Raw genomic sequence first — 1,453 nt, forward strand, 5'->3', positions numbered from 1 at the left:
CCGATGATCCGCAGCGGATAAAGTGCATTGATTGGCAAAGTGGTGGTCTTAGGAAACGGCATCCGCTGACTCTAAGTTGCTAACTTATACAAGTTGACGGTCGACGAAGAAATCTCGGGCAGAAACTACTCTGATGCCGTTGATCCCTTGAGATGCGGTGCCTGTTCTGACGATTAATCTCTTCGGATATGAATCACGAATAGACTCAAGTGGAGCAAGCTCTCGCTTGAGCGTACTCTCGTCATATATGTTGTCTGCGACCTGGATATAGACACGTTCGTCCTCGTGCGTGGCAACAAAATCAATCTCCTTTTCGTAAAGTTTGCCTACCTCAACCGCATATCCTTCGTATAGGAGTTGCAAATACACGAGATTCTCAAATATTCTGCCCGTATCGTACGATCTTCCATTAAGAAGCCAACGACGCAAACCTATATCCGATAAGTACGTTTTCGGATTGACCTTCAATAATCCTTTCCCACGCAAATCGAATCTCCTGCATTCATAGAACAGATACGCATCTTGTAAGGTTTTAACATATGCGGCTACAGTTTTATCCGAAACCTTTTCGCCGTTCGCGACGAGCGCGTGGGCAATTCTATTCATGGAAAGCAGATTGCCGATGTTATCTGCAAGGTAATCAGCTATGCGTCGCAGAAGATCAGGGTCTGAGATGCGTCGCTCGCTTGCATGACGCTCACGGTCCAGAACATCCCTTACCATGATCGTGTCATAGAGACTTTTCATATATTGGAATTGCTGCTCTTGAGTGGTCGTAAGAGATGCCAACGCTGGCATGCCACCAAAGTGCATGAATCTTTCGAATATGCTATCAAACGTAACCAATCGACCGTCAGAGTCGATCGCTACATCCGACCCATCATCGAAGGTGATGCCGCAGAAATCCAAATACTCGCAAAACGCAAGCGGGAGTACATTCACCTCAACATAGCGACCCGAAAGATACGTTGCTATATCGCTTGATAGCAAAAAGGCATTAGACCCTGTTACATAAATATCGCAATCAAGATCAACACGTAGAGCATTTACAACATCGTGCCATCCCTTGATGCGCTGTATCTCATCTATAAAGACATATAGACGGTCATTTAGCTTATTCGCCCTGTTTTTGAAATAGCTGTAGAGCTCTCTGTCGTCAGATATCTGCACTTTACGCGACTCAAGATTTACCGCAGCGATCTGATCGGGACGTTTTCCTTCGGACAACAGCACATTCTGCACAAGTTGCAAGAGAGAAGATTTTCCGCATCGCCTAATACCCGTTACAACTTTCACCAAGTCTGTATCATGGAAAAGCATTATGCGTTCTGTATAGGCGTGTCGCTCAACAAGCATCCATAGCCTCCTTATAAATTCCGAAAACTTTATTATGTTTAAACTTTTCGGAATTTTCTGTATTGATTCATCATACCCTAATCAATGCACTTTATCC

Annotated in this window: 1 protein-coding gene; it reads right to left on the minus strand. The window is 44.5% G+C overall.

Features of this window, described 5'->3' with window-relative positions; translation table 11 throughout:
* Positions 1-84 precede the first annotated feature (84 nt).
* Positions 85-1,356, minus strand: a complete 1,272-nt coding sequence (locus NFR19_RS08835; protein ID WP_251213423.1) for an ATP-binding protein — start codon at positions 1,354-1,356, stop codon at positions 85-87.
* Positions 1,357-1,453 lie beyond the last annotated feature (97 nt).

Source organism: Adlercreutzia murintestinalis, from assembly GCF_943192905.1.
Taxonomy (GTDB): Bacteria; Actinomycetota; Coriobacteriia; order Coriobacteriales; family Eggerthellaceae; genus Adlercreutzia_A; species Adlercreutzia_A murintestinalis.

Bases quoted from the DNA above. Each gene is read 5' to 3' on its own strand.
- NFR19_RS08835 (WP_251213423.1), bottom strand. From the start codon at position 1,356: ATGCTTGTTGAGCGACACGCCTATACAGAACGCATAATGCTTTTCCAT.